General features: G+C 73.1%; 17 protein-coding genes. 6 read left to right on the top strand and 11 right to left on the bottom strand.

What is annotated here, in order from left to right:
* Positions 1-41: 41 nt before the first annotated feature.
* The 3 genes from OG625_RS02335 to OG625_RS02345 are packed head-to-tail and all read right to left on the bottom strand — an operon-like array spanning position 42 to position 2,484.
* Positions 42-215, bottom strand: coding sequence for a DUF6126 family protein (locus OG625_RS02335; RefSeq protein ID WP_329376377.1), 174 nt, complete (start codon positions 213-215; stop codon positions 42-44).
* A 16-nt stretch (positions 216-231) separates the two neighbouring features.
* The gene (locus OG625_RS02340; protein ID WP_329376378.1) at positions 232-900 is read right to left on the bottom strand and encodes a helix-turn-helix domain-containing protein; all 669 of its coding nucleotides are present in this window, start codon (positions 898-900) and stop codon (positions 232-234) included.
* 36 nt (positions 901-936) lie between these two features.
* Positions 937-2,484 (bottom strand): ATP-dependent DNA ligase, encoded by a 1,548-nt coding sequence (locus OG625_RS02345; protein WP_329376379.1) that lies wholly within the window; start codon positions 2,482-2,484, stop codon positions 937-939.
* Between the two features lie 161 nt (positions 2,485-2,645).
* Between OG625_RS02345 and OG625_RS02350 the strand changes: the two genes are divergently transcribed.
* Positions 2,646-5,390: an alpha/beta fold hydrolase gene (locus OG625_RS02350; protein ID WP_329376380.1), complete on the top strand. Its 2,745-nt coding sequence runs from the start codon at positions 2,646-2,648 to the stop codon at positions 5,388-5,390.
* On the top strand, positions 5,387-6,262 hold the full coding sequence (locus OG625_RS02355) for an ABC transporter permease (RefSeq protein WP_329376381.1): 876 nt from the start codon (positions 5,387-5,389) through the stop codon (positions 6,260-6,262). Before OG625_RS02350 ends, OG625_RS02355 begins: the two co-directional genes overlap by 4 nt.
* A 28-nt stretch (positions 6,263-6,290) precedes the next feature.
* Here the strand turns inward: OG625_RS02355 and OG625_RS02360 are convergent, their stop codons facing one another.
* The 5 genes from OG625_RS02360 to galT form a co-directional block, all read right to left on the bottom strand.
* On the bottom strand, positions 6,291-7,244 hold the full coding sequence (locus tag OG625_RS02360) for a D-2-hydroxyacid dehydrogenase family protein (RefSeq protein ID WP_329390390.1): 954 nt from the start codon (positions 7,242-7,244) through the stop codon (positions 6,291-6,293).
* A 14-nt stretch (positions 7,245-7,258) separates the two neighbouring features.
* Entirely contained in the window at positions 7,259-8,209 is a 951-nt protein-coding gene (locus OG625_RS02365; protein ID WP_329376382.1) for an aldo/keto reductase, read from the bottom strand.
* A 331-nt stretch (positions 8,210-8,540) separates the two neighbouring features.
* Positions 8,541-9,923, bottom strand: a complete 1,383-nt coding sequence (locus tag OG625_RS02370; protein ID WP_329376383.1) for a S41 family peptidase — start codon at positions 9,921-9,923, stop codon at positions 8,541-8,543.
* Positions 9,924-10,115: 192 nt separating this feature from the next.
* Complete coding sequence (galK, locus tag OG625_RS02375) at positions 10,116-11,273, bottom strand: galactokinase (protein ID WP_329376384.1); 1,158 nt, start codon at positions 11,271-11,273, stop codon at positions 10,116-10,118.
* The gene (galT, locus tag OG625_RS02380; protein WP_329376385.1) at positions 11,270-12,322 is read right to left on the bottom strand and encodes a galactose-1-phosphate uridylyltransferase; all 1,053 of its coding nucleotides are present in this window, start codon (positions 12,320-12,322) and stop codon (positions 11,270-11,272) included. The genes galK and galT overlap by 4 nt, the downstream gene beginning before the upstream one ends.
* Before the next feature lie 188 nt (positions 12,323-12,510).
* Between galT and OG625_RS02385 the strand changes: the two genes are divergently transcribed.
* Positions 12,511-13,617, top strand: coding sequence for a substrate-binding domain-containing protein (locus OG625_RS02385; RefSeq protein ID WP_329376386.1), 1,107 nt, complete (start codon positions 12,511-12,513; stop codon positions 13,615-13,617).
* 36 nt (positions 13,618-13,653) lie between these two features.
* Here OG625_RS02385 and OG625_RS02390 read toward each other — a convergent pair whose 3' ends face one another.
* Positions 13,654-14,445: a sugar phosphate isomerase/epimerase family protein gene (locus OG625_RS02390; RefSeq protein ID WP_329376387.1), complete on the bottom strand. Its 792-nt coding sequence runs from the start codon at positions 14,443-14,445 to the stop codon at positions 13,654-13,656.
* Positions 14,442-15,518 (bottom strand): LacI family DNA-binding transcriptional regulator, encoded by a 1,077-nt coding sequence (locus OG625_RS02395; RefSeq protein ID WP_329376388.1) that lies wholly within the window; start codon positions 15,516-15,518, stop codon positions 14,442-14,444. Before OG625_RS02395 ends, OG625_RS02390 begins: the two co-directional genes overlap by 4 nt.
* 198 nt (positions 15,519-15,716) lie before the next feature.
* Between OG625_RS02395 and OG625_RS02400 the strand changes: the two genes are divergently transcribed.
* From OG625_RS02400 to OG625_RS02410, 3 genes are read left to right on the top strand one after another with little or no spacing between them, the layout of a single operon-like run.
* Entirely contained in the window at positions 15,717-16,841 is a 1,125-nt protein-coding gene (locus OG625_RS02400) for a Gfo/Idh/MocA family protein (RefSeq protein WP_443067857.1), read from the top strand.
* A complete protein-coding gene (locus OG625_RS02405; RefSeq protein WP_329376390.1) occupies positions 16,838-17,995 on the top strand; it encodes a dihydrodipicolinate synthase family protein in 1,158 nt (385 codons plus the stop codon). The genes OG625_RS02400 and OG625_RS02405 overlap by 4 nt, the downstream gene beginning before the upstream one ends.
* Entirely contained in the window at positions 17,992-18,825 is an 834-nt protein-coding gene (locus OG625_RS02410; RefSeq protein WP_329376391.1) for a sugar phosphate isomerase/epimerase family protein, read from the top strand. Before OG625_RS02405 ends, OG625_RS02410 begins: the two co-directional genes overlap by 4 nt.
* Positions 18,826-18,861: 36 nt before the next feature.
* Here OG625_RS02410 and OG625_RS02415 read toward each other — a convergent pair whose 3' ends face one another.
* A complete protein-coding gene (locus tag OG625_RS02415; RefSeq protein ID WP_329376392.1) occupies positions 18,862-19,380 on the bottom strand; it encodes a cupin domain-containing protein in 519 nt (172 codons plus the stop codon).
* Between the last annotated feature and the right edge of the window lie 143 nt (positions 19,381-19,523).

Genomic DNA, 19,523 nt, shown 5'->3' on the forward strand with positions numbered 1-19,523 from the left:
TTTCCAGAGTCGTGCGGCGTGCAGTCACGCACCCCTCGGCGTCACTGGTTCTTGGCGCCCAGGACGAAGAGGAGGTAGACGAAGAAGGCGAAGAGGTGGCCGACGAACAGGTAGGCGATCAGCCGGATCACCAGGCCGCGCGGGAACTTCGATTCGATGCGGGCCCGTATGGTCACGGGGCGGACGGGGGTCACCTGGTTCTCTCCTCGGGACATGGGCGCGGCTCCTCGGCTATCGGTGGTGCGTGGACGTGGTGGTTCCGCCGAGGCACAGCCCGGCGAGGCTGCTCTGCAGCAGGGTGTGGACGAACAGCAGCTCGGCCCCGCCCGGGGAGGCAGCGCCGATCCGGTGCGGGGTGAGCGAGTCGAAGTGCGCGCTGTCGCCCGGTTCGAGGAGGTGCTCGGCCTCCCCCAGGTGCAGCCGCAGCCGCCCGGCGAGGACGTACAGCCATTCCTCGCCGGGGTGTACGCGGACCAGTTCGCCCTGGCTGCGGCCGTGGGGGACGTGTACGCGCAGCGCCTGCATCCCGCGCCCGGAGCCGCCGGCCTGCCAGTACGTCCACCCGTCGGCCTCCCGGGCACCCGGACCGCCGGCCCGTACGATGGGATCGGCGACGGCGGGGGTCTCGCCGAGGAGCTCGGAGACCGTCGTGCCGTAGGTGCGGGCGAGGCCGAGCAGGAGCGGCAGCGAGGGCTGGCGGCGGCCGGTCTCCAGACGGGACAGGTGGGCGGGCGAGAGCCGGGCCCGGGCGGCGGCGGCCTCCAGGGTGAGGCCCGCGCGGCGGCGCAGTTCGCGCAGTTGCGGGGCGACGGCGGGCAGCTCGTCGGGGGCGCCTTCGGGACCGGGGGCTGAGCCGGAGCCGGAGCCGGTACCGGGGCCGGGGGCAGGACCGGGTGTCATGCCCCGATTGAGCCAGATTCTTGCCTGCGCGGCAATCTAGGTTGCCTCTGAGGCAAAACCGCCCTCTCCGAGCACCGTCTCCACCGTGTCCGCGTCCTCCGCTCCCTTGTCCGGGCGGTGCCTGAGCACCCGCGCGAAGCGCAGGGTCACTCCGGCCGGGTAGCGCGGGGAGCGCTGCAGGCCGTCGTAGGCGATCTCCACGACCAGTTCGGGCCGCACCCGCACGGTGAAGCCGTCGTCCGAGGTGGCGAGGGCGTTCAGCGCGCCGGTCTGCCAGCGCAGCATCTCGTCGGTGAGTCCTTTGAAGGTCTTGCCGAGCATGGCGTAGGTGCCGTCGGCGGCCCGCGCTCCCAGGTGCAGGTTCGACAGCAGCCCGGTCCGCCGGCCGTGGCCCCATTCGGCGGCGAGGACCACCAGGTCGAGGGTGTGGACGGGCTTCACCTTCAGCCAGTGTTTCCCGCGCCGGCCGGCCGCATAGGAGGAGTCGAGGGCCTTGACCATGACGCCCTCGTGGCCGCGGCGCAGGGTCTCGGCCCGGAACGCCTCGGCCTCGGCCGCCTGCGCCACCGGGTCCTCCACGACGAGCCGGCGCACCCGGGCGTGCTCGGGCACGAGGGCGGCGAGGGCCTCGTACCGTTCGCGGACCGGAAGGTCGAGCAGCACCTCCTCGCCGGCGGCCAGGATGTCGAAGAAGCAGGGGACGACCGGGAGCGCCCGCCGGGCGGCTTCGACGTCCACGCGGGAGCCGACACGGCTCGCGATGTCCTGGAAGGGGACCGGCCGGCCGTCCGCGGCCAGGCCGATGACCTCGCCGTCGAGGATGAACCGCTCCCCCGGCAGCGCCCGGGCCAGTTCGGCCACCTCGGGCAGCCGGTCGGTGATCTCGTCGAGGGAGCGCGTGTACACCCGTACCTCGTCGCCTTCGCGGTGCACCTGGACCCGGATGCCGTCGAGCTTCTCCTCCACCGCGCAGGGTCCGAGCGCCGCCAGGGCCTCGGCCAGCGACGCGGCGGTGTTCGCCAGCATGGGCTGTACGGGCTGTCCGACGCGCAGGGTGAACTCGCCGAGCGCCTGCGCGCCCCGGGCCAGCACGGTCTGCGCGACCCGGGGCAGCGAGCCGTCCAGCATCACGGCTCGGCGCAGCTCGGCGGCCGGCACCCCGGCGGCGGTGGCCACGCCCTCCAGGGCCACCGCGTCGAGCGCGCCCTGGCGCACCTCCCCGGAGAGCAGGCTGCGCAGGAACGCCTGCTCGGCGCCGGTGGCCGCGCCCAGCAGGGCCTCGAGGATCCGGCGCCGCCGTGCCTGCGACCCGGTGCCCTTGGTGGCGGCGAGTTCGGTGACCGCCGCGTCGACGGCGCGCACGGTGAGGGTGGGCCGGGGCGCGGGCGGGGTCTCCTGCGCGAGGGCGCGCCAGCCGATGCCCGGGCGGCCCTGCGGGAGGCGACCGGCGAGGTAGGAGATCACCAGGCCGGCCTCCTCGGGCGGCGCTGCGGCGAAGAGTTCCGCGAGCAGGGCGGTCTTCCGGGAGCGGGCGGAGGTGTCGGCGACCTCCCGGGACACGCGCGCGAGTTCGGCCAGCAGCATGCGGCCATCCTCCCGCCGACGGGCGCGCGGCGCAGGTCGGAAACGGTGGCCGCGTACCGCAGGCGTGGTACGCGCGGGCCGTCGGCGTACTCCTCGAGAAGTGCTGGACATCCCCCTCCGGGCGCTCGGATACGGGGCGCCCGGGCGTCTAGGGTTCCCGTATGAAGCTCCGATTGCCCCGGCGCCGCCGAGACCGCCTGCTCGCGGGCGCCGCCGCCTTCGCCGTCGTCGCGGGGGCCGGCACCTGGTCGGCCGCGGGCGGCGGCGACCAGCCGACCGTGCGCCGGCAGGACCACGTCTTGGACATGCCCAGCTCGAAGACGCCCGGCCGGCAGACTCCCGATGTCGGGATCGACATCTCGTACTTCACCACCGACGGCGGGGAGAAACGTCCCGCCGTCCTCCTCGGCCACGGTTTCGGGGGCAGCAAGGACGACGTCCGCGAGCAGGCCGAGCGGTTGGCCCGGGACGGGTACGCGGTCCTGACCTGGTCCGCGCGCGGCTTCGGCCGCTCCGGCGGCGAGATCGGGCTGAACGATCCCGAGTACGAGGTCAAGGACGTCTCGCGGCTCGTCGACTGGCTGGCGGCCCGCCCGGAGGTGCGCCTGGACGCGGCGGGCGATCCGCGCGTCGGCGTTTCCGGAGCCTCCTACGGCGGGGCCGTCTCGCTGCTCGCTGCAGGGTACGACCGGCGGGTGGACGCCATCGCTCCGCAGATCACCTACTGGAACCTCGCGGACTCCCTCTTCCCCCAGGGCGTCTTCAAGAAGCTGTGGTCCGGCATCTTCTTCACCACCGGCTCCGTCAGCGGGATGCAGCAGGCCGGTCAACAGCCGACCGGTCAGCAGCAGGCGCAGGCCGGGTCGCAGCGGGAGGCTCCCGCGGCCCCCGGCTGCGGCCGCTTCCAGCCCGAGCTGTGCGCCATGTACGAGCGGGTCGCGGTGGCCGGGAAGCCGGACCCCGAAGCCCGGGCCCTGCTGGAGCAGCGCAGTCCGTCGGCCGTGGGCGCCCGGATCAAGGTCCCGACGCTGATCGTGCAGGGTCAGGACGACTCCCTCTTCCCGCTGGACCAGGCCGACGCCATGGCCAAGGCCATCGCGGCGAACGGCGCGCCCGTCTCCGTGGACTGGGCGGACGGCGGCCACGACGGCGGCATGCGCGAGGCGGACCGGGTCGAGGCTCGGATCGCGACCTGGTTCGACCGCCACCTCAAGGGGGACGAGAGCGCGGACACCGGCCCGGTGTTCCGCGTCTCGCGCTCCGGCGGCATCGACTCCACCGACGGCCAGGTGCAGTTGCGCGGTGCGAGCGGCGAGCAGTACCCCGGGCTGACCTCCGGCCCGCGGGAGTTCGCCCTCACCGGGCGCGAGCAGAGCTTCGCCAACCCCGCGGGCGGGGCGCCTCCCGCGCTGTCCTCGCTGCCCGGTATCGGCGGGCAGCTCGCCGTCTTCGGGGCCGGACTCTCGCTGGACTTCCCCGGGCAGAACGCCCGGTTCGAGTCCGAGCCGCTGGCCCGCGAGGTACGGATCACCGGGACGCCGACCGTAACCCTGAACGTGAGGTCGACAGCCGCGGACGGATCGGCCGTGCTGTTCGGCAAGGTGTACGACGTCGGGCCGGACGGGCGGCAGCAGGTGCTGCCGAGTCAGCTGGTCGCCCCGGTACGGGTGGAGAACGCCCAGCAGGGTACGAGCGTCGAGCTGCGGCTGCCCGCGATCGACCACGCCGTGGAGGCCGGGCACCGGCTGCGGCTGGTGATCGCCGCGACCGACCTCGGCTACGCGACCCCGGCCGCGCCGGCCACGTACACGGTCTCGGCGCAGAGCGCCCTGACCGTCCCCGAAGCACCCGGAGTACGGACCGCCTCGGCCGGGCTGCCCGCCTGGACGTGGGGGCTGCCGTTGGGCGCCGCGGCACTGGCCGCCGCGCTGCTCGGCATCCGCAGGACCGGGCGACGGCCCGCGGCGGCGCAGCCGGATCCCGCACTGGCCGACGTACCGCTGGAGATCACGGGGCTGACGAAGCGGTACGCGAAGGCGCAGGACCGGTACGCGGTACGGGACCTGTCCTTCCGCGTGGAGAAGGGGCAGGTGCTGGGGCTGCTCGGGCCCAACGGGGCCGGGAAGACCACCACCCTGCGCATGCTGATGGGGCTGATCTCGCCGGACGCCGGGGAGATCCGGGTGTTCGGGCACGCGGTGCGTGCCGGAGCGCCGGTTCTGTCGCGGGTCGGGGCCTTCGTGGAGGGCGCGGGATTCCTGCCGCACCTGACCGGCCGGGCCAACCTGGAGCTGTACTGGCAGGCCACCGGCCGCCCCGCCGAGGACGCGCACATGGCGGAGGCCCTGGAGATCGCGGGGCTCGGCGACGCGCTGGAGCGGGCGGTGCGCACGTACTCGCAGGGCATGCGCCAGCGCCTCGCGATCGCCCAGGCCATGCTCGGGATGCCGGACCTGCTGATCCTCGACGAGCCGACGAACGGTCTGGACCCGCCGCAGATCAGGGAGATGCGGGACGTGATGATCCGGTACGCGGCCGGTGGGCGGACGGTGATCGTCTCCAGCCACCTGCTGTCGGAGGTGGAGCAGTCCTGCACGCACCTGGTGGTCATGGACCGCGGCCGCCGGGTGGCGGCGGGCGAGGTCGCCGAGATCACCGGCGGCGGGGACACCCTGCTGGTGTCGCTGGCGGAGCCGGTGGACGAGACGGGGATCGAGAAGGTGGCGGCACTGGAGGGAGTGGGTTCGGTGGCGGCCACCGATGACGGGTTGCTCGTGCGATTGGAAGGCGCGACGGCCGCGGGGCTGATCGCCGAACTCGTACGACTGGAGGTGCCGGTGACCGGAGTGGGACCGCACCGGCGACTCGAGGACGCGTTCCTCACCCTGATCGGAGGACCGGCATGAGCACGGTGCGAAGCATCGCGCAGGAGGTGGCTCCGGGCTACCGGGCGAGCCGTACGCTGCCGCTCCGCGTGGAGGCGCTGCGGCAGTGGCGCCGGCGGCGGACGCTGGTGATGGGCGGGATCCTGGCCGCGCTGCCGTTCATCCTGATGATCGCCTTCGCGGTGGGTGGCGGGCCGGGCAGCCGGGACGGCGGGAACGGCCGGATCACCCTGATCGACACGGCCACTGCCTCGGCGGCGAACTTCGCCGCGACCTGCCTGTTCGTCTCGGCCGGCTTCCTGCTGGTGGTGCCGGTGGCGCTGTTCTGCGGGGACACGGTGGCCTCGGAGGCGAGCTGGTCCTCGCTGCGCTACCTGCTGGCCTCGCCGGTGCCTCGGGCGCGGCTGCTGTGGAGCAAGCTCGTGGTGGCGCTCGGTTTCAGCCTGGCGGCGATGGTGCTGCTGCCGGTGGTGGCACTGGCCGTGGGAACGGCCGCGTACGGGTGGGGGCCGCTCCAGCTCCCGGCGGGCGGGGCGCTGCCGGCCGGGGAGACGGTGCCGAGGCTGGCGATCGCGGTGGCCTTCGTCTTCGTGTCGCAGCTGGTGACGGCGGGGCTGGCGTTCTGGCTGTCCACGCGGACCGACGCGCCGCTGGGCGCGGTGGGCGGGGCGGTCGGGCTGACGATCGTCGGCAACGTGCTGGACGCGGTGACCGCGCTCGGGTCGTGGCGCGAGTTCCTGCCGGCACACTGGCAGTTCGCGTGGGCGGACGCCTTGCAGCCGCAGCTGGAATGGGGCGGGATGATCAAGGGGACGGCGGTGTCGGTGTCGTACGCGCTGGTGCTGTTCGCCCTGGCGTTCCGCGGGTTCTCCCGCAAGGACATCGTGTCGTGACGTCCTTGAACGGGAGAACCCCCGGGTTCTAGCCGAGTACGCGTACGGGTGAGCCGTCGAGGAACGCGATGACGTCCTCGACGGCTTGGCCGTAGTACGTGGCGTAGTTGGCCCGTGTCACGTAGCCCAGGTGCGGGGTGGCGAGCAGGCGGGGCGCCGTCCGCAGCGGGTGGCCGGCGGGCAGCGGCTCGACGTCGAAGACGTCGATGCCGGCGCCCGCGATCCGGCCCGCGTGCAGGGCTTCGAGGAGCGCGTCCTGGTCGACGATGGCCGCCCGGGAGGTATTGACCAGGTAGCCGGTCGGCCGCATCAGGGCGAGCTCGGCGGCGCCGAGGAGGCCGCGGGTGCGCTCGCCGAGCGCGAGGTGGACGGAGACGAAGTCGCTGGTGGCGAGGAGTTCTTCCTTGGAGGGCGCGAGGGCGACGCCGACCTCGTCGGCCCGTTCCTTGGTGAGGTTGCCGCTCCAGGCCACGACGTCCATGCCGAAGGCGAGCCCGACTTGGGCCACCTTGCTGCCGATCTTGCCGAGGCCGAGCAGTCCGAGGCGCCGCCCGTGCAGGTCGGCGCCGACCGTCTGCTGCCAGGGGCCGCCGTCGCGCAGGGCCGCGGACTCCTGGACCAGGCCGCGGGCGAGGCCGAGCAGCAGGGCCCAGGTCAGTTCCACGGGCGGGGTGGAGGAGCTGGCAGTGCCGCAGACCGTCACGCCGTTGCGCTCGGCGGCCGCGTAGTCGATCACCGTGTTGCGCATGCCGGAGGCGATGAGCAGGCGCAGGCGGGGCAGCCGGTCGAGCAGCGAGCCGGGGAAGGGCACGCGTTCGCGCAGGGTGACGACGATGTCGAAGCCGGCCAGCCGGGCGGCGAGTTCGTCCTCGTCGTCCGTGTGCTCGGGGAAGCTCTCCACCTCGACGCGGCCGGCGAGCGGCGACCAGTCGGCTGCCGTGGCGCCGACGCCCTGGAAGTCGTCGAGGAGCGCGCAGCGCAGCAGCGGGCCGCCCGTCACGCGGTGGGCGCCGGGGCGATGGCGTCGATCTCGGCGAGCAGCTCGGCGTCCAGGGGGTGGTCGGCGACGGCCGCGTTGGCGCGGACCTGTTCGGCGGAGGTGGCTCCGGCGATGACGGAGGCACAGCCGGGCTGGGCACCGAGCCAGCCGATGGCGAGTTCGAGGACGCTGCGGCCGTGCTTCTCGGCAAGGGCGGCGAGGGCTTCGACCACGTCGAGGCGCTGCTCGGTGAGGTAGGCGTCGCGGCCTTCGAGGCGGGAGCCGGTGGGGACGGGCGCGCCCCGGCGGATCTTGCCGGTGAGCAGGCCGTTGGCGAGCGGGAAGTACGGGAGCACGCCGACGCCGTAGTGCAGGGCCGCCGGGACCAGTTCGCGTTCGGCCGACCGCTCCAGCAGCGACCACTGGTTCTGGGCCGATACGAAGGGTGCCGCGCCCGTCTCGCGGGCGACGTGGGCGGCTTCGGCGAGCTGCCAGGCGCTGAGGTTGGAGTGGCCGATGTAGCGGACCTTGCCCTCGGTGACGAGCTCGGTGAGCGCGGCGAGGGTCTCGGCGACGGGGGTGGCCGGGTCGGGGCTGTGCAGCTGGTAGAGGTCGATGTGGTCCGTGTCGAGACGGCGCAGGGACTCCTCGACGGCCCGCCGGATGTAGGCGCGTCCGCCGCGGGCTCCGGCGGCGGGCCCGTATTTCATGTCCATGCCGGCGAAGCCGAACTTGGTGGCGAGCACGACCTGGTCCCGGCGGCCCTTGAGGGCCTGGCCGAGGTGGCTCTCGGAACCGCCGAGGCCGCCGTAGATGTCGGCGGTGTCGAGGAGCGTGATGCCCGCGTCGAGGGCGGCGTCGACCACGGCGCGGGTTGCGCGGGCGTCGAGGCGGCCGCCGAAGTTGTTGCAGCCGAGGCCGACGGCGGAGACCTGGAGGCCTGAATTGCCCAGGGGGAGATGGCGCATGTGATTCGTTCCTCCACACTCGTCGGCTACAAGATCGACCGGTCGCTCAGTCTAGGTCGTCTCTTTCGGATCTTGCCGGTCAAGCCCGCGTCGTCCGGTGCCGTGCCTCGCAAGGTGGAGGGGCGCCCGTGTACTGGACGTACTCGGGTGCCCCGACAACGCGGCGAGGTGCGGTGCCGGGCGGCGCGGGTCTGGGGGCACCTCCCAGCGGTAGCCGGGGGAGCAAGATCCGAAAGAGACGGCCTAGGCGCGCGGCCTCGGCGGCGGCGGACGCCAGGGGACCGAGAGGGACGGGGCCGCAGGGGCCGGGACGTCTCCGGCAGGAGCCGTCCTAGTCCCGGAGGACCTTCACGGCCCGGTCGAAGGCCGAGTCCTTGTTCTGGTCGAACTCCTCCGTGGTGAAGACCGGCTCGGTGAGGTGCGGCGGGATGCCCGCGCCGTCGAAGGTCCTGCCCGACCGGGTCAGCAGCTCCTCGTTCGGCAGCCAGACCGACATGCCGTTGGGGAGCCCCCGCACCATGACGTCCGAGAAGACGCCCTGCGTGGGCTGCCCGATCCGCACGGTCCGGCCGGGCCGGTCCATGAGGGCCTGGGTGAAGGTCTCTCCCGCGCTGACGGTCGAACCGCCGGTCAGCACGGCGACCGGCCCGGTGTAGCGGGGGCCCTGGGCGGGCGTGACGTACAGGGGCTGGGGGCGCGTGTGCCGGGTGGGGTCCGCGGGATCGTTGCGGGCCCGCTTGGAGTAGGCGAGGTAGGGGGTGTCGGTCAGCCGCCCGGCGAGGTGGAGCCCCATGGCGTCGGAGCCGCCGCCGTTGATCCGCAGGTCGATGACCAGGCCCTTCAGGTGCCGGGTGCGCTCCCGGCCGAGGACCGTGTCCAGCGCCTTGTCGAGCTCGGCCAGCTCGGCGGCGTAGGAGGCCCCGTCGCCCGCGTAGCCGCCGAAGCCGGAGATCCGCAGGTAGCCCTGCCCGCCGGGGAGGTCTGCGTACGTGATCCGCCCGGCGGCGAAGTCCTGGAGGTTCCGCGCGTCCTTGAGGTCGCGCTCCACGACGAACTTCTTGACCTTGGCGTCGAGGTTCCCGTCGGGCAGGACGGTGCCGGGGCGGACCTGTGCGAAGCCCCGGTCGGGCCTGCCGTCGGCGTCGGCGTCGACGTCCCAGACGGCGACGTGGGCGTCGTGGAGCGGCTCGGTCATCTTGCCGAAGACGCCGAAGAGTTCGTCCGGGGTCGTCCCTTCGTGGACCATGGGCCGGTACCGGTCGCGTACGGCGTGCCAGTCGATGCCCTTGGCGGTGAAGAAGGGGTAGTTCTCCTCGAAGGACTGCCAGAAGACGTCGAAGGAGGCGAGCGGACCCCCGGGGGCCGAACGCGTGCAGGCGTCGGGCAGTTCCGTCATCCGGCGCAGGTTCCGTTCGCCGACGTCGCCGTCCAGCCGCACGGAGGCGCGGTCGCGGCCCCCGCGGGTGCGCACGGTGAGGACGGTGTTTTCGGGGGTGGTGTAGGCGCCGGGGCCGGTCCGCTGCGCGGTGTCGCCCGCGATGCAGCTGACGGCGGTGGTCTGGTACTCCTGGAGGGTTCCGTTCCGGATGGACAGCACGGTGCCGTAGCCGTCGGTGCGCCAGATCCCGTCGGTGGCCGGCTGGTGGGCGGTGGCGGCCGGCGCGGCTGCGCCGACGAGGGCCAGGGCGACGGCGGTGGCCGTGACGATGCGCACGATCTTGCCTTCTCTGTAGGCGACTTGCTGGGTACCGCCCTACCGTCGCCGCCACGGGATCCACCGGGCCATACGGCTGTCCGGCCGATCGGGGGTGGGGCCAGCCCCCGCTACCCTCGGTACCCGGGGGACCACACATCCAGGAAGTGTCGTCAAAGTGGCGTCGGCCGGACGAGACTTTGACGACACGACCTAGAGGAGGCGGGTCGCTCCGGCCGACGGGGCGGCCGGGGTGATCGACGGCGGCTTGAAGCCCGCGCGGGCGAAGGCCTCCGTCACGGCGCGGGTCACCGGCTCCTCGGCGTCCGCGTCGATCAGGGCCAGCGCCGAACCGCCGAAGCCGCCGCCCGTCATCCGGGACCCGTACGCCCCTGCCGCTTCGGCGGTGGCCACCGCGAGGTCGAGCTCCGGGCACGAGACCTCGTAGTCGTCGCGCAGCGAGCGGTGCCCCTCGCTGAGCAGAGGTCCGGTCTCGCGCAGCCGCCCGGCCCGCAGCAGTTCCTCGATCCGTACGACCCGTTCGTTCTCGGTGACGACGTGCCTGACCCGCCGGCGCCGCACGGGGTCGCCGAGCCGGTCCAGTGCCTGGTCCAACTCCTCGTACGGGAGGTCGCGGAGTGCCGGTACGCCGAGTTCCGCGGCCGCCTCGTGGCAGGAGGCCCGGCGCCGGGCGTACGCCCCGTCGGCGAGGGCGTGCTTGACCCGGGTGTCGATGACGAGCAGGCGCAGGCCCGCCGCCGCGCAGTCGAAGGGGATGTGCCGCTGTTCGAGGCTGCGGGTGTCGAGGTGGAGGGCGTGCCCTTCGGTCGAGCAGGCCGAGGCCATCTGGTCCATGACGCCGCAGGGGACGCCGACGTACGCGTTCTCCGCGCGCCGGGCGAGTGCGGCCAGTTCGGGGCGGGTGAGCGGGAGGCCGTACAGGTCGGTGAGGGCCAGCGCGGTGGCCACTTCCAGGGCGGCGGAGGAGGACAGGCCGGCGCCGTTCGGCACATCGGACCGCACGTGCAGATCGACGCCCCTGACCGGAAGCCCGGCCTCCAGCAGGGCCCAGACGACCCCCGCGGGGTAGGCGGCCCAGCTCTCGGCGGTTTGCGGAGGGCGTGCCGGGTCGAGGGCGGCGAGGTCGAGGGTGACCACTCCGGAGGGGGCGTCGGCGGAGTGGAAGCGCAGGGCGCCGTCCGTGCGCGGAGAGGCCGCGACCTCGGTGCGCTGCGGGAGCGCGAAGGGCAGGGCGAACCCGTCGTTGTAGTCGGTGTGCTCGCCGATCAGGTTGACCCGGCCGGGAGCCGCCCAGACCCCCTCGGGGGGGTGTCCGTACAGCTCCTTGAACTCCTGCGCCGTCCTGCTCACGCGCTCGCCACCTCCCTCAGCCGTGCGGCCGCGTCCTCGGGCCGGACGTCGTTCATGTAGGCCTCCATGCCGGACTCGGTCCCGGCGAGGTACTTCAGCTTGTCCGCGGTCCGCCGGACGGTGAACAGCTCCAGGTGGAGGGCGAAGTCCTCGCGGCCGTCGCCGGCCGGGGCCTGGTGCCAGGCGGAGATGTACGGCGTCGGGTCGGGGAGATCGAACAGCCGGTCGAAGCGGCGCAGCAGTTCCAGGTAGACCCGGGGGAACTCGGCGCGCGCCTCGTCGCCCAGGGCGGGCAGGTCGGGGACCCGTCGGTGCGGATGGAGGTGGACCTCGTAGGGCCAGCGCGCCGCGTAGGGCACGAAGGCGGTCCAGTGTTCCCCCTCGAGGACGACCCGGCTGCTCGCGGCGGGTTCGGCGCGCTCGGCGGCCAGGACCTCCTCGAACAGGTTGCCTCCGGTGCGCGCGCGGTGGGCGGCGACGGCGGCGAGCATCCGGGTGGTGCGGGCGGTGGTGAAGGGGAAGGCGTAGATCTGGCCGTGCGGGTGGGCGAGGGTGACGCCGATCTCGGCGCCGCGGTTCTCGAAGCAGTAGACCTGCCGGACCCCTTCGCGCGCGGACAGCTCGGCGGTGCGGTCGGTCCAGGCTGCCAGTACCAGCGCGGCGCGCTCCTCGTCGAGTTCGGCGAAGGAGGTCTTGTGGTCGGGGGTGAAGCAGATGACCTCGCAGCGGCCGGTGTCGCCGGCGAGGGAGGGAAAGCGGTTCTCGAAGACCGCCACTTCGAAGTCGGGGGCCGGGATCTCGCTCGCGCGGCCGCCGGTGGAGGGGCACAACGGGCACTCGTCGGCGGGCGGGTGGTAGGTGCGGCCCTGCCGGTGGGAGGCGATGACGACGTGGTCGCCGAGCAGCGGATCGCGGCGTACTTCGGAGCTGCTCGCGACGGCCGAGGCGTCGAGCGGACGGGTGTCGGGGAAGGCTCGTGCCGCGCCCTCTCCGGTGTCGTAGTAGAAGATCTCGCGGCCGTCGGCGAGGCGGGTACTCGTGCGCTTCACGTGAGGAGCTTCTCTCACTGGAGGGGTGACGACCGGGGTGTGGCCGGGGTCGGGCCCGAATATATGAACGCGCCGACCGCCCCGTCAATGACCAGTTGATCGGAAACGATCGTATCGATCGGATCGGTTCCCTATGATGGTGCGTACCGACTCGCGACAGCGGACCGTCACCACGTCAGGGGGACCACGTGAGACCACATGTAGACCAACGTCAGGCGCGGGTGCGCGAACTCGTGCGGGCACGGGGCAGCGTGCGCGTGGCGGAGCTGGCGCAGGAGCTCGGCATCTCCCCCGTCACCCTGCGGCGGGACATCGAGGCGATGGCGGCCCGGGGCGAGATCCACCGGATGCACGGGGTGATCAGCCGGGTGGAGGCGGGGCGCACGCCGGCCGCCGGGTCGGCGTCCGCGTCGGCGGTGGCCGCCTCGCCTGCCGGGAGCGGCGGTGAGGGCCTGGTGGTCGGGATGGTGGTTCCGACGACCGAGTACTACTACGCCGATGTCGTGCGCGGGGCCCGCGAGGCCGTCGAGGCGCGGGGCGCGCGGCTGACCGTGGGGCTGACCCGGTACCTGGCGGGCGAGGACCGGACGCAGGCGGACCGACTGCTGTCCACGGGCGCGGACGGGCTGCTGCTCACGCCGAACTGGGAGGCCGGGTCGCCCGGTCCCGGGGAGGGGGCCTGGACGGCGGAACTGCCCGTTCCCACGGTGCTGGTGGAGCGGTGGGCGCCGCCGGGGCACCCCGCGGCGGCCCTGGACCGGGTGGCCTCCGACCACGCGCACGGCGCGGCCCGGGCCGTACAGCACCTGGTGGAGCTGGGCCACCGGCGGATCGCCCTCGCCAGCCGGTCCACCCCGACCTCGGCCCGACTGCGGGCGGGGTACGAGGCCGCCGTGACCGCCCTCGGGCTGGATCCTGCGCCGGACTGGCCGGTGTCCGGACCGGGCCCGCTCTCGGAGGCGGACCTGTTCGCCCGGACGCTGGACTACCTGTGCGACGCGGTGGCGAAGGGCGGGGTGACCGCCGCTCTGATCCACAGCGACACCGACGCGATCATGTTGATCCCCCGGCTCCAGGCCCGGGGCGTGCGGGTGCCGGAGGACCTCGCCGTGATCACCTACGACGACGAGGTGGCCGGGATGGCCGACGTACCCCTGTCCGCGGTGGCCCCGGCCAAGCGCGAGGTGGGCGCGCGGGCGGCGGCGCTCCTGCTGGACCGGCTGACGGCCGGCGCCACGGAGGACACCCCTCGGCAGCACGTGGAACTGCTCCCGCTCCTGACCATCCGCGGCTGAAGAGCGCGGGCCCCCGTCCGCCCGGGCCGTCCGCGCCTAGCCTGGCCGGCCCGCCGCCAAGCGCTCCAGGTACTCCCGGCCCCGCGCGAGCTGTCCGGGCAGCTCGGCGGCATCGGGGTACCAGCGCTTCTCGTACTCCCAGCAGAGCCAGCCGCCGGGTGGCGCCGCCATCACCGCCTCGGCGAGCGGCAACACCCCGGCGCCGAGCGCCAGCGGGGTGAGCTCCTGCGCCGATGCCACGTCCTTGACCTGTACGTAGCCCAGGTGCGGGCCCAGCGTCCGCCGCGACTCGGCGGGGGATTCACCGCCCAGCCAGGTGTGCAGTACGTCCCACAGCGCGCCGGCGCCGGGATGCGCGACCGCGTCGAGGACACGGGCCGCCGCGGCGGCGGTGCGGTGGGAGTCGTGGGTCTCCAGCAGGATCCGCACGCCGTGCCGCTCGGCGAACGGCGAGGCGGCCAGCAGCCGGCGGACGGCATGGGCGTCGGCGGCCGCCTCGGGCTGGTCGCCACCGCCGGGGAAGACGCGGACGTACGGGGCTTCCAGGTCGGCGGCGAGCCTGACCAGGCCGCGCAGTTCGGCGAGGACCGGCTCGTCCTCGCCGGGGGCGGCCACCCGGGCGTATCCGGCGATCCCCAGGGCGGTGACGCCGGCGGCGGTCAGGGTCCGCAGTCCGGCGGCGCGTTCGGCGGTGGGGGTGCCGGGGTGGAGCGGCTCCTCGGGATGGGCGCGCAGTTCGAGGGCGTCGAACCCGTGGGACGCCGCGAGGGCGGCACTTCGGTCGAGGGGGGTGCCGGGCAGGCCGAGGGTGGAGAAGGCGTACTTCACCGGTCGGGCCCTTCCGCCGGGGGCGGCGCGGTGGAGGCGCGCACCATCAGCTCGGTGGCCAGGGTGGTGATCCCGCCCGGCGGCAGCGGTCTGTGTCCCGTGACCAGTTGGGCGGCGAGCACCCCGGCCTCGCGCAGGGGCACGCGGACGGTGGTGAGCGCGGGGGCGGTGTCGGCGCAGATCGGGAGGTCGTCGAAGCCCGCGACGGAGACGTCTTCGGGGATGCGCAGGCCCGCCTCGCGCAGGGCGGCGGCGACTCCGGTGGCGACGGTGTCGTTGGCCGCCGCGACGGCGGTGAAGCGCGCCCCGCGGCGCAGGAGTTCGCGGGTGGCGTCATACCCTGCGGCGCGCTCGAAGCCGGCGTGCACGGTGAGCTCGGCGCAGGCCGCGGCCAGGCCGGGGTCGTGCCGCAGCAGGGCCGCGTGGTGGCCGGCGAGCCGCTCACGGGTGGTGCTCAGACCCGGCGGCCCGGCGACGTAGGCAATCTTGCGGTGCCCGAGTGACAGCAGGTGCTCGGCGAGGCGGAAGGCGCCGCCGTGGTCGTCGAACATCACGGTGGCGACGGGCAGCCCGGCGGGCACGGGGAGCGGCGGTCGCCCGCAGAGGACGACGGGGGCTCCGTTGCCCGCAGCCCGTGCGATGCGCGCGGTGAGCGCCGCGGTGTGATCCGGGTCTTCGACCGCGCCGCCGGTGAGCACGAGGCCGCCCGCCCGCTGTCCCTCCAGCAGGGCGAGGTAGGCCAGCTCGGCCTCGGGGACGCCCTCGGTGTTGCAGACGAAGGCGAGACGGCGGGTGCCTCCCCTGCCGACGGGCGCCAGGGCGCTCTGCAGGGAGCCGGCCAGGATGCCGAAGAAGCTGTCGGCGACGTCGTGGACGAGGACTCCGACGAGGTCGGAGGTGGCGGCCGCGAGCGCGCGGGCGGGGCCGTTCACCACGTAGCCGAGCTCTTCGACCGCCTGTTCCACGCGGGTCCGGGTCCTACCGGCCACCGGGTATCCGCCGTTCAGTACGCGCGAGACCGTGGCGGGCGATACACCCGCGTGCACCGCGACCTCGGCGAGAGTCACCGCCATACCGCACCCCTCCTCTGTTGATCCCGGGCCATCGTCTCATCCGGTCCGCGGACCTCCATGGTCTCAGATCGAGAAAGCGCTTTCTATCACTCGTTCGAGTCTTGCGCGGCGAAGATTCCCCGCCCTAGCCTGGCGTGAGTGAAAGCGCTTTCTGTCATCGGGAGGGACATCGTGGAACGCAGGACGATCAAGATCGCCATGAACGGCGTCACCGGGCGCATGGGGTACCGGCAGCATCTCGTCCGGTCCCTGCTCGCCCTGCGCGAGCAGGGCGGCCTGGACCTGGGAGACGGCACCGTGCTGTGGCCGGAACCGGTGCTCATGGGACGCCGCGAGCCCGCTCTGCGGGCGATCGCCGAGCAGCACGGGCTGGAGCACGTGAGCACGGACCTGACGGCCGTACTGGCTGACCCCGAGGTCGAGATCTACTTCGACGCGCAGGTCACCGGAGCGCGCGAGCCGGCGGTGCGGCAGGCCATAGCGGCCGGCAAGCACGTCTACTGCGAGAAACCGACCGCTCTGAGCTTCGAGTCCTCACTGGAGCTGGCCCGGCTGGCCTCGGCCGCGGGGATCAAGCACGGCGTGGTCCAGGACAAGCTGTTCCTGCCGGGGCTGCTCAAGCTGAGGCGGCTGATCGAGGGCGGCTTCTTCGGCGAGATCCTCTCCGTCCGGGGGGAGTTCGGGTATTGGGTCTTCGAGGGTGACTGGCAGCCCGCCCAGCGGCCTTCCTGGAACTACCGCTCGCAGGACGGCGGAGGCATCGTCGCCGACATGTTCCCGCACTGGGAGTACCTGCTCCACGAGCTGTTCGGCCGGGTGGAGTCGGTGCAGGCACTGCACCGCACCCACATCGGCCACCGCTGGGACGAGGAGGGCAAGCCGTACGAGGCGACGGCGGACGACGCCGCTTACGGAATATTCGAGTTGGAGGGCGGGGTGGTCGCGCAGATCAACTCCTCCTGGGCGGTCCGGGTCAACCGTGACGAGCTGGTGGAGTTCCAGGTGGACGGCACGCACGGGTCGGCCGTCGCCGGTTTGCGCGGGTGCCGCGTCCAGCACCGCTCGACGACGCCGAAGCCGGTGTGGAACCCGGACCTGCCGCAGACCGAGGCCTTCCGTTCCCAGTGGCAGGAGGTTCCGGACAATGCCCCCGCCGACAACGGGTTCAAAGCCCAGTGGGAGCTCTTCCTGCGGCACGTCGTACTCGACGAGCCCTGGCAGTGGGATCTGCTGGCCGGGGCACGCGGGGTGCAGCTCGCCGATCTCGGGCTGCGGTCCTCGGCGGAGGGTCGGCGGCTGCCGGTCCCGGAGGTGACCCTGTGAGCATCCGGCTCCCCTCGGCGGACGGCGAGTACCGGCTCCACCGCCCGAACACCGCCCCGTTCACGCCCCTCGACTGCGGGCCGGCCCGTAGTCGTACCTTCTACTCGGCCGCGCACGTGGTGGCCGATCCGCTGGCCGCGTCGGCCGAGGCCGGACCCTCGGTCGACTGGGATGCCACGCTGGCCTTCCGGCACCGGCTGTGGGCGCAGGGGCTCGGGGTCGCCGAGGCGATGGACACCGCGCAGCGCGGGATGGGCCTGGACTGGCCGGCCGCTGCCGAGTTGATCCGCCGCTCGGCGGCGGAGGCCCGGGAGGCAGGCGGCCGGATCGTCTGCGGCGCGGGCACCGACCAGCTCCCCGCCGGCGGCACGCACTCCCTTGCCACGATCACCGCGGCGTACGAGGAACAGCTCGCGCACACCGAGGCGTGCGGAGCGGGGGCCGTCCTGATGGCCTCGCGGGCCCTGGCCACGGCGGCCCAAGGCCCGGAGGACTACCTGGAGGTTTACGGCGGCCTGCTCCGGCAGAGCGCGCGACCGGTCGTACTGCACTGGCTGGGGCCGATGTTCGATCCCGCGCTGGCCGGCTACTGGGGACACGACGACCTCGACGAGGCCACGGAGGTGTTCCTGAAGGTGATCGCCGAGTGCCCGGAGAAGGTGGACGGGATCAAGGTCTCGCTGCTGGACGCGGAGCGGGAGGTGGACATCCGGCGGCGACTGCCCGCCGGGGTGCGCTGCTACACGGGCGACGACTACCACTACCCGGAACTGATCGCCGGGGACGGGGAGCTGGCCAGCGACGCGCTGCTGGGGATCTTCGACCCGATCGCCCCGATCGCGGCGCGAGCCGCTCTCGCGCTCGACCGGGACGACGTCACGGGCTTCCGGGAGCTGCTGGATCCGACGGTCCCCCTCTCCAGACACCTCTTCGCCCCGCCGACCCGGTTCTACAAGACCGGTGTGGTCCTGCTCTCCTGGCTGGCCGGATACCAGGAGCACTTCACGATGGTGGGCGGGTGGCAGTCTGCCCGGTCCCTCCCCCACCTGGCGACCGCGTACGAACTGGCCGACGACCTTGGCCTGTTCCCCGATCCGGGGTTGGCCGAAGACCGGATGCGCCGGCTGCTCTCGGTGTACGGGGTGGAGTCGTGATCCCTTCCCCCGCACGGCTGAGCATCAATCAGGAGACGATCCGCCAGTGGTCGCTGCCCGAGCTGATCGCCGGTTGCACGGCGGCCGAGGTGGGTACGGTGGGGCTCTGGCGTGATCCGGTGCGCCGGCACGGTGTGCGGGAGACCGCGAAGCTGGTCGCCGGGGCGGGGCTGCGTGTCAGCTCTCTGTGCCGGGGTGGCTTCTTCACCGCCGGGGACCCGGCCGGCCGGGCCGCCGCGCTCGACGACAACCGCAGGGCCGTGGAGGAGGCGGCCGAACTGGGCGCCGACACACTGGTCCTGGTATCTGGCGGGCTACCCGGCGGCGACCGGGATCTGGTCGGAGCGCGCGGGCGGATCGCCGACATCCTCGGTGAACTGGCGCCGTGGGCGGCCGGGCACGGGGTACGGCTGGGCATCGAGCCGCTGCACCCGATGTACGCCTCGGACCGCTGCGTGGTGTCCACCCTCGGCCAGGCCCTCGACCTCGCCGAGCTCTTCCCCACGGAGCAGGTGGGGGTGGTGGTCGACTCCTACCACCTGTGGTGGGACGAGCGGCTCCCCGCGGATCTGCGCCGGGCCGGCGAGAGCGGGCGCATCGTGTCGGTCCAGGTGGCGGACTGGGTGACTCCGCTGCCGGAGGGCGTACTGCTGGGGCGCGGGCAGCTGGGCGACGGATCCATCGACCTGCGGGCCTTCCGGGAGCTGACCGACGCGGCGGGCTACCGGGGCCCGGTGGAGGTGGAGATATTCAACCCGGGGCTGTGGGCACGGGACGGCTCCGAGGTGTTGCGGGAGGTGATCGAGCGCTACCGCGAACACGTGGACTGAGGCCCGGGATTCGATCGACCGATATGAGAGCGAGGCCTAATTCTTGGTGGGCACCAGGCCGAAGTGGTCCTGCTGGTACTGGAAGAGCAGGCAGTCGTCTCCCTTCTCGCAACCGCTCAGGTGCGGCTTGTCGGCCGGAAGGTTGTAGTAGGAGCCGGCGGGGTACTGAACGCGCTTTCCGTCGATCTCCGCGTAGAACGTGCCCTTGAGTACGACCGTCGGAAGGTCTTGCTTGTGGAAATGCTCCGGGTTGTCCTTGCCGGCGGGGAAGGACACGAACGCCTCGTAGTGGCCGTTTCCGGCAAGGTCTCCCCGAACGTTCGCGTATTTCACCCCACCCGAGTCCGGAAGTTCCTTCCACTTATGGCCTACGGCGGGGAAGGAAAGGAACTCGGACTGGGCCTGCTTCCCGGGGTTCGCCGGCGCGGTCGAGGACGTCGATGCCGTAGTGGCCTTGACCTCCCCCGCCTCGGCACCGGAAGAGCAGGACGCCAGCAGGGCGACCGAAGCCATAGCTGCCAGAACTCCGGAAATCTTCCTCGCCTTGCCATGCATGATGTCTCCCTTTGTTTATTGATTCGCGCGCGCCCGCTTTTCACTTCCACGCAATGCGGGCGAGCGCCGGTTACGCCACTATCGTTCCCTCCGCGCCGACTGTCGGCAATGACGAAATTGCTGCACATCCGGACATCGATCAT

This window comes from Streptomyces sp. NBC_01351, assembly GCF_036237315.1.
Taxonomy (GTDB): domain Bacteria; phylum Actinomycetota; class Actinomycetes; order Streptomycetales; family Streptomycetaceae; genus Streptomyces.

Bases quoted from the DNA above. Each gene is read 5' to 3' on its own strand.
- OG625_RS02335 (WP_329376377.1), bottom strand. From the start codon at position 215: ATGTCCCGAGGAGAGAACCAGGTGACCCCCGTCCGCCCCGTGACCATA.
- OG625_RS02340 (WP_329376378.1), bottom strand. From the start codon at position 900: ATGACACCCGGTCCTGCCCCCGGCCCCGGTACCGGCTCCGGCTCCGGC.
- OG625_RS02345 (WP_329376379.1), bottom strand. From the start codon at position 2,484: ATGCTGCTGGCCGAACTCGCGCGCGTGTCCCGGGAGGTCGCCGACACC.
- OG625_RS02350 (WP_329376380.1), top strand. From the start codon at position 2,646: ATGAAGCTCCGATTGCCCCGGCGCCGCCGAGACCGCCTGCTCGCGGGC.
- OG625_RS02355 (WP_329376381.1), top strand. From the start codon at position 5,387: ATGAGCACGGTGCGAAGCATCGCGCAGGAGGTGGCTCCGGGCTACCGG.
- OG625_RS02365 (WP_329376382.1), bottom strand. From the start codon at position 8,209: ATGCGCCATCTCCCCCTGGGCAATTCAGGCCTCCAGGTCTCCGCCGTC.
- OG625_RS02395 (WP_329376388.1), bottom strand. From the start codon at position 15,518: ATGGCGGTGACTCTCGCCGAGGTCGCGGTGCACGCGGGTGTATCGCCC.
- OG625_RS02400 (WP_443067857.1), top strand. From the start codon at position 15,717: ATGAACGGCGTCACCGGGCGCATGGGGTACCGGCAGCATCTCGTCCGG.
- OG625_RS02415 (WP_329376392.1), bottom strand. From the start codon at position 19,380: ATGCATGGCAAGGCGAGGAAGATTTCCGGAGTTCTGGCAGCTATGGCT.